This is a genomic window from Micrococcus sp. LASM2_SD2 (genome assembly GCF_057364565.1).
On record NZ_JBNFOB010000098.1, the window covers coordinates 1 to 7,865 of the forward strand.

General features: G+C 71.9%; 8 protein-coding genes. 7 read left to right on the top strand and 1 reads right to left on the bottom strand.

The window, feature by feature from the left end:
* The 6 genes from AC2W7A_RS06760 to AC2W7A_RS06785 all read left to right on the top strand — a co-directional run.
* The coding region (locus AC2W7A_RS06760) for a GuaB1 family IMP dehydrogenase-related protein (RefSeq protein WP_485990685.1) at positions 1 to 926 on the top strand (926 nt) is incomplete at its 5' end.
* 276 nt (positions 927 to 1,202) lie between these two features.
* Complete coding sequence (locus AC2W7A_RS06765; RefSeq protein WP_485990692.1) at positions 1,203 to 2,522, top strand: hemolysin family protein; 1,320 nt, start codon at positions 1,203 to 1,205, stop codon at positions 2,520 to 2,522.
* Complete coding sequence (locus AC2W7A_RS06770; protein ID WP_485990686.1) at positions 2,519 to 3,577, top strand: hemolysin family protein; 1,059 nt, start codon at positions 2,519 to 2,521, stop codon at positions 3,575 to 3,577. The genes AC2W7A_RS06765 and AC2W7A_RS06770 overlap by 4 nt, the downstream gene beginning before the upstream one ends.
* Before the next feature lie 227 nt (positions 3,578 to 3,804).
* The gene (locus AC2W7A_RS06775; protein ID WP_485990687.1) at positions 3,805 to 4,806 is read left to right on the top strand and encodes a metal ABC transporter substrate-binding protein; all 1,002 of its coding nucleotides are present in this window, start codon (positions 3,805 to 3,807) and stop codon (positions 4,804 to 4,806) included.
* Positions 4,807 to 4,840: 34 nt separating this feature from the next.
* The gene (locus AC2W7A_RS06780) at positions 4,841 to 5,779 is read left to right on the top strand and encodes a metal ABC transporter permease (RefSeq protein WP_485990688.1); all 939 of its coding nucleotides are present in this window, start codon (positions 4,841 to 4,843) and stop codon (positions 5,777 to 5,779) included.
* Entirely contained in the window at positions 5,776 to 6,636 is an 861-nt protein-coding gene (locus tag AC2W7A_RS06785; protein ID WP_485990689.1) for a metal ABC transporter ATP-binding protein, read from the top strand. The genes AC2W7A_RS06780 and AC2W7A_RS06785 overlap by 4 nt, the downstream gene beginning before the upstream one ends.
* Position 6,637: 1 nt before the next feature.
* Here AC2W7A_RS06785 and AC2W7A_RS06790 read toward each other — a convergent pair whose 3' ends face one another.
* Positions 6,638 to 7,057 carry a Fur family transcriptional regulator gene (locus tag AC2W7A_RS06790; RefSeq protein ID WP_485990690.1) on the bottom strand — a complete coding sequence of 140 codons (420 nt, stop codon included), beginning with the start codon at positions 7,055 to 7,057 and terminating at the stop codon, positions 6,638 to 6,640.
* A gap of 368 nt (positions 7,058 to 7,425) precedes the next feature.
* Here AC2W7A_RS06790 and AC2W7A_RS06795 point away from each other — a divergent pair.
* The coding region (locus AC2W7A_RS06795; RefSeq protein ID WP_485990691.1) for a sulfurtransferase at positions 7,426 to 7,865 on the top strand (440 nt) is incomplete at its 3' end.

Sequence of the window (7,865 nt, forward strand, 5' to 3'; positions counted from 1 at the left end):
GCGTCCGGCTCGCCCCGGTCGTGGAGCCGGGGGAGGACGACGACGGCCACGGCCGTCTGGTGGGCGTCCTCACCGACCGCGGGGCCGTCCGCTCGACCGTGTTCGCCCCCGCCCTCGACGGGCAGGGTCGCCTCCGCGTGGGCGCCGCGGTGGGGATCAACGGGCCGGTGCGGCAGAAGGCCCGGGACCTCGTGGACGCCGGGGTGGACGTGCTCGTGGTGGACACCGCGCACGGCCACCAGGAGGCGATGCTGCGGGCCCTGGACGCGGTCCGCGCCGAGGTGGACGGCGTGCCCGTGGTGGCCGGCAACGTGGTGACGGCGGACGGCGTGCGCGACCTGGTCTCCGCCGGCGCGGACATCCTCAAGGTGGGCGTGGGCCCGGGCGCCATGTGCACCACGCGCATGATGACCGCGGTCGGTCGCCCGCAGTTCTCCGCCGTGCTCGAGTGCGCCGAGGCGGCCCGCGAGCTCGGCGCGCACGTGTGGGCGGACGGCGGCGTGAAGCACCCGAGGGACGTCGCCCTCGCGCTGGCGGCCGGGGCGAGCCAGGTGATGATCGGGTCCTGGTTCGCCGGGACGGTGGAGTCCCCGGGTGACGTGGTGATCCAGGCGGACGGGCGCCGGTACAAGGAGAGCTTCGGCATGGCCTCCGCCCGGGCCGTGCAGCACCGCACCCGGAACGACGACGCGTTCAGCCAGGCGCGCAAGGCCATGTTCGAGGAGGGCATCTCCTCCTCGCGCATGTACATCGACCCCCAGCGCCCCTCGGTGGAGGACCTGCTGGACTCGATCACCTCCGGCGTCCGCTCCTCGCTGACCTACGCCGGCGCCACCACGCTGGCGGAGTTCCGCGAGCGAGCTGTGGTGGGCGTGCAGTCGGCCGCCGGCTACGAGGAGGGCCGTCCGGTCTCCGCCTCCTGGTGATCCGTGGGCCGCGGCTGCCCCCGCGGCCCTGTGCAGGGCGGGGACCGCCTCGCACGCACACGCGCGACGCGCACGCGTCGGCGCGGTATGAAAGCGGTTGAGTCTGGGCCGGACCCGTATACTCGTTCGCACTATGGACCAACACTGTTCTGTTGCGCCCACCCGCCTCGTCGGCGTGCCCGACGCGGCCGGATCGGAGCCCTCCAGTCCCAGCGCGTCTGACGCACCCCGCATCGCCATGACGGCCGGCGTCCCCGAGAGGAGGGGATGCTGACCATGGAGTGGATCCTCCTGGCCCTCGGCATGCTCCTGATCCTCGGCACCGGCTTCTTCGTGGCCGTCGAGTTCTCGATGATCGCGATCGACGTCCCCACCGTGCATCGCATGGTGGACGACGGAGACAAGGGCGCCGAACCGCTGCTGCGCTGCCTCAAGTCCCTGTCCACCCAGCTCTCCGCCTGTCAGCTCGGCATCACCCTGACGACCCTGCTCACCGGCTACGTCATGGACCCGGCGATCGGTGCGCTGATCGACGAGCCGCTGGCCGACCTCGGGGTCCCCGAGGCCGCCGTGCGCACCACGTCCCTGGTCATCGCCATGGTGATTGCGACCCTGCTGTCCATGCTGATCGGCGAGCTCATCCCCAAGAACCTCGCCATCGCGGAGCCGATGCGGCTGGGCCGCATGCTCGCCCGTCCGCAGCTGGTGTTCACCACGGTCTTCAAGCCGGCGATCATCGTGCTGAACGGCTTCTCCAACAAGGTCCTGCACCGCATAGGCCTGGAGGCGAAGGAGGAGATCTCCGGCGCCCGCAGCCCCGAGGAGCTGTCCTCCCTGGTCCGCCGCTCGGCGCAGATGGGCACCCTGGACGAGCGCACGGCGACCTTCCTGGACCGGACCCTGCGCTTCGCCGACCGCACGGCGGCGGACGTGATGACCCCGCGCATCCGGATGGAGACCATCGGCGCGGACGACTCCATCACCGCCGTCCTGGAGCTGGCCCGCACCACCGGCTACTCCCGCTTCCCGGTGATCGGGGAGTCCTCGGACGACATCCGCGGCGTGCTGCACGTGAAGAAGGCCGTGGCGATCCCGCTGGAGCGGCGCGAGGGCCTCACCGCCGGCTCGGTGATGACGGACGCCATCCAGGTGCCGGAGACGGTACACCTGGACCAGCTGCTCACCGAGCTGCGCGAGGCGCCGCTGCAGGTGGCCGTGGTGCTGGACGAGTACGGGGGCACGGCCGGCATGGTGACCCTGGAGGACGTCGTCGAGGAGATCGTCGGCGAGGTGGCGGACGAGCACGACCGGGTGACCCCGGGCGTGCTGCAGACCGCCTCCGGCCGCTGGTACTTCCCGGCGGAGCTGCGCCCGGACGAGGCGCACGCGCAGATCGCCGCGCTCGAGGTGCCGGAGGACGGCGCCTACGAGACGATCGGCGGCTTCATCATGGCCCGCCTGGGCCGCATCGCCCAGGTGGGAGACGTCGTCGAGATCGACGGCGGGTCCATCTCGGTGGAGCGCATGGAGGGACGCCGCATCGAGCGCGTCCGCTTCGAGCCGGCGCCCGCCCGTGACGGGGAGGTGACCGCATGAGCGACGACGTGATGGGCCTGATCTGGCTCGTGGTCCTGCTGATCGCCAACGCGTTCTTCGTGGGCGGCGAGTTCGCGGTCATGGGCGCCCGCCGCTCGCAGATCGAGCCGAAGGCCGACGCGGGCTCCCGTCAGGCGAAGGTCGCCCTCTACGCGATGGAGCACGTCTCGGCGATGCTCGCGGTCTGTCAGCTCGGCATCACCGTGTGCTCCCTGCTGATCCTCAACGTGTCCGAGCCGGCCCTGCACCACCTGATGGTGGTGCCGATGGAGGCCCTCGGCCTCCCGGCCGGCGTCGCGAACGTCACCGCGTTCGTGCTGGCGCTGCTGATCGTGACCTTCCTGCATGTGACCCTCGGCGAGATGGTCCCGAAGAACGCCGCCGTGTCCTTCGCGGACAGGGCTGTCATGCTGCTGGCCACGCCCCTGGTGTGGCTGTCCAAGGTCCTCACCCCGATCATCTGGGTCCTCAACCACACCGCGAACCTCGCGCTGCGCGCCCTGGGCGTGGAGCCCAAGGACGAGGTGGCCTCCAGCTTCACGCTGGAGGAGGTCCAGTCGATCGTGGCCGAGTCCACGAAGTCCGGCACCCTGGAGGACGAGTCCGGCGTGCTGCACTCGGCGCTCGAGTTCTCGGACAACACGGCCGGGGACGTGATGGTGCCGATCGAGAAGGTCGTCACTGTGCCGGAGGACATCTCCCCGGAGACCTTCGAGTGGAACGTCGGCCGCATCGGCTACTCGCGCTTCGCGGTGGACGACGGCGACGGTGGCCTCTCCGGCTACCTGCATCTGAAGGACGTGCTCACCGTCCCGCCGAGCGGTCACCGCATGCCGATGCCGGTGACGAAGATCCGCTCGCTGGCCAACGTCCGCGCCGTGGACGAGATCGAGGACGCGCTGGCCCTGATGCAGCGCACCGGCTCGCACCTGGCGCGTGTGATCGACGAGGGCGGCGTGACCGTCGGCGTCCTGTTCCTCGAGGACGTCCTCGAGGAGCTCGTCGGCGAGATCCACGACGCCACCCAGTCCACCCGCCGGGTCCACCCCTCCTGAGGGTGACCCACGACGACGGCCGCGTCGCCTCGAGAAGGTGGGCGGCCGTCGTCGGGACTCTCGCCTGAACGCCGCCGCCGGCGGCGAGAGATCCGCCATGTCCGGGCCTGTGCCCTGCCTCCACGGAGGTGGGTCACAGGCCCGGAGTGCTATCGTTGCGAACGATTTTCATTCTGTCCGGGTGCCGTCGGCGTGCCCGGAACCCCGTCACGGAAAGGTTCGTGCGCATGTCTGTGTCCTCCGCTCGTCCCCGCCTGGCGCTCGCCGCCCTGCTGTCCGCCTCCGCCCTGGCCCTGACCGCATGCGGCGGCGGCTCGGACGAGGCCGGCGACGGATCCGAGGGCGGCGGCGAGAAGGAGGCCGTGGCGGTGGCGACCACCACCCAGCTCGGATCAGTGCTGGACGAGATCGCGCAGTGCAACGGCGCGCAGGGCCTGGCCGTGATGGGCCCGGGCGACGACCCGCACGACTTCTCCGCCTCCTCCCAGCAGGTGGCCGAGATGGCGCGCTCCGGCCTGGTCTTCACCAACGGGCTGGGCCTGGAGGGCGGCATGGGCTCTGCCCTGCGCAACGCCGAGGCGGACGGGGCACAGGTCGTGGAGGTGGCCCCGGAGGTCGACCCGATCCCGTTCGGCGCCGGCTCCGGCCACGAGGGGCATGACCACGGGGACAAGGCCGGCCACGAGGGGCATGACCACGGCTCCGAGGACCCCCACTTCTGGCTGGACGTGGCTCGCATGGCGAAGGCCGCGACCTTCATCGGAGAGACCCTGCAGGAGAAGACCGGGGACGAGAAGTACGGCGAGTGCGGGCAGCAGGTGCACGACGAGCTGATGAAGACCGACGAGCAGGTCCGCGGCATCCTCGAGTCCGTCCCGGAGGACCGTCGCACCCTCATGACGGACCACGACGCCTACGGCTACTTTGCCGAGGCCTACGACTTCGAGGTCTCCGGCGTGGTGGTCCCCGGCGGCTCCACGGACGGCAAGCCTTCCTCCCAGGCCCTGGCCGAGCTGACCACGACCCTGCAGGACAACGGTGCCGACGCGCTGCTGACCTCCGCCGGCACCCCGATGGCCGAGGTCGAGTCCCTGTCCCGGGACGGCGGCGGCATCCCGGTGATCGAGCTCTACGAGGGTGGCATCGGGCCCGCCGGCTCGGAGGCGTCCACCTACGCGGACGCCATGGTCTACAACGCCGAGCAGCTCGCCGCCGAGCTGGGCGAGTGACGCACCTGCACACCGGACCGAGAGGAGGCCGCCTATGGAGTGGCTGACCATGCCCTTCGAACTGGGCTTCCAGCAGCGCGCCCTGATGGGCGGGCTGATCGCGGCCGTCATGTGCTCCGTGGTGGGCACCTGGCTGGTGCTGCGCGGCATGAGCTTCTTCGGCGACGCCTTCGTGCACGGCGTGATGCCGGGCATCGCGACCGCCGTGCTGCTCGGCGGCAACGTCTACCTGGGCGCTGCGGTCGCGGCCGTGGTGATGCTCGCCGGCATCTCCCTGGTGCACCGGGCCACCTCCTTGAAGGAGGACACGGCCATCGGCCTGCTGTTCGTGGGCATGATGGCGCTCGGCGTGGTGATCATCTCCATGTCCGACTCCTACACGGGCTCACTCACCTCCATCCTGTTCGGCGACGCCCTCGGCGTCAGCACCGAGCACCTGAAGGTCCAGGGCATGATCGCCGCCGCCGTGGTGCTGCTGGCGCTGCTGCTCTACCGGCCGCTGCTGACCCTGAGCTTCTCCGAGGCCAAGGCCCGCTCGCTGGGCATGCGCCCGCAGCTGACCCACGTGCTGCTGCTGGTGATGATCGGCGCGGCCGTGATCGGCTCCTTCCAGGCCGTGGGCACCGTCCTGGTGTTCGGCCTGCTCGTCGGCCCGCCGGCCACCGCCGCCCTGGTGACCCGGACCGTCCCGGCCATGATGTTCACGGCGATGGTGCTCGGCGCCGTCTCCGTCACGCTGGGCCTGATCCTGTCCTTCCACTGGGACACCGCAGCCTCCGCCACCATGGCCCTGGTGCCGATCGTGCTGTTCTTCGTGGTGCTGGCCGTGCAGTCCGTGCTGCGCCTGGTGCGTGGGCGCCGGGCCGGACGCGGGGCGGGACGGGATGCCGAGCGCGGCACCGGGCGACGTGCGGCCGGGGACGCCGTGCTCTCGCCGCAGCTCGAACCGACCGTGAAGGAGCCCACCGCATGAGCGCCGCACACGACTCCGCGCCTGTGTCCGGGAACGCGACCGGACACGCCCATCCGACCGGCGACGCCCACCGGCTCCCCGAGCCCACGGGCGAGCTGGCCTGCGGCCACGGGGTGGAGCTGCGCCACGGCGAGCACCTGGCCGTGCGGGCCTCGGACTTCACGTTGCCGGCCGGGGGAGTGGTGGCCGTGATCGGCCCCAACGGCTCCGGCAAGTCCACGCTGCTGCAGGCCCTGGCAGGTGTGCTGAAGCCGACCCAGGGCACCGTCACGGTGCACGGCCAGTCCGCCGAGGAGCATGCGCGGAAGGTGTCCTTCGTAATGCAGTCCGTGCAGGTGCCGCAGGGCATCCCGTTGACGGTGAAGGACGTGGTCACCATGGGCACCTATGCCGGCACCGGATGGTTCGGTCGCCTGAAGCGCGAGGACCGGGCCCGCGTGGACGAGGCCATGGAGCGCATGAAGATCACGGATCTGGCCCGCCGTCACCTTTCCGAGCTCTCCGGCGGCCAGCGCCAGCGCGTCTACGTGGCGCAGGGTCTGGCCCAGGAGCATGACGTGCTGATGCTGGACGAGCCGCTCACGGGCCTGGACCTGGTCTCCGCGCAGACCATCGACGAGCTGATCCACGAGGAGCCCGGCCGCGGCGTCTCCGTGGTGTTCACCACCCATGACCTGGACGAGGCCTTCGCCGCGCACCACGTGGTGCTGATGAACGGCCGCGTGGTGGCCTCCGGCCCGCCGAACGAGGCGCTGACGCGCGCGAACCTGGAGGCGGTGTACGGCATCGGCATGCTGCACACCCCGCAGGGCGCGTTCTGGGACGAGCCGGGGGAGACGGAGGGCCCGCGGGCCTGAGTCAGGCCGCGGAGCACTCCTGGCAGATCCCGCTGATCTCCACGGTGTGGGCCGGCTCGGAGAAGCCGTGCTCGCGGGCGATCTGCTGGGCCCAGTCCTCCACGTCCGGCGCGGTGATCTCCACCGTCTTCCAGCAGCTGCGGCACACCAGGTGGTGGTGGTGCTCGTCCGCGGCGCACCTGCGGTACACGGACTCGCCGTCCTCCCGGCGCAGCACGTCCACGCGGCCCTCGTCCAGCTGCTGCTGGAGGGTGCGGTAGACGGTGGCCAGGGAGACGCGGTCCCCGGCGTCCTTGAGGTGCTGGTGGAGCTGCTGGGCGGAGACGAAGTCGTCGAGCTCCTCCAGGGCGCGATCCACCGCCACCTTCTGACGGGTGGTGCGTCCGCGGGGTGCGGTGCCCTCGGGCCCGGTGGTGGTCACGGTGTCTGCCTCCTGCGGCTCACATCGGTGCGTCGGGGGACCGGCGGATGCGCGTCGGAACGCCGTGCGCGGTCCACCCGGTCCTTCCCGGTCAGCCTAGCAATCCGGCGGTGCCGGGGGCGTCCACAGGAGCTGTCTCAGGCCTGCCCCGCGGCTAGAGTGGAACGCGTGGACAGCCAGAGCCGAGAGCATTCCGTCACCGAGCCCGCCTCCGCGGCCCCCGCGGGCCCGCCCACGCTGGTGAGCGTGGAGACGCTCGCCGCCTGGCTGCACCGCGAGATCCCCGCGGACCGCCCCGCCCCCGCCCCCGCACCCCGGCTCCGGAGGCCTTCGCCCCGCTGGACAGCCCCCTGGGGACCCAGGACATCGTGCTGCTGGACGTGCGCTGGTCCGTCCCCGCCGGCGGCGCGGACCATGAGGCCTACCTGCGCGGCCACCTGCCCGGCGCCGTCTACGTCTCCATGGACGAGGACCTGGCCGGCCACGGCGATCCGCGGGACGGCCGCCACCCGTTGCCGTCCGCGGAGGCCTTCGCCGAGACCGTGCAGCGCTGGGGCGTGGACGCTGGCGACACCGTGGTGGTCTACGACGACTGCGGTGGCACCTCCGCCGCCCGCGCCTGGTGGCTGCTGCGCCACGCCGGCATCCGCTCCTCCCTCGTGCTGGACGGCGGCCTGGCCGCCTGGCGGGAGGAGGGGCTCGCCCTGCAGGCCGGGGAGGTGATCCCCACGCCCGGCTCGGCCCGTACCTCGTGGGGCAGGATGCCTGTGGTGGACGCGGACGGCGCGGCGGCGGTCGCGCGCGGCGC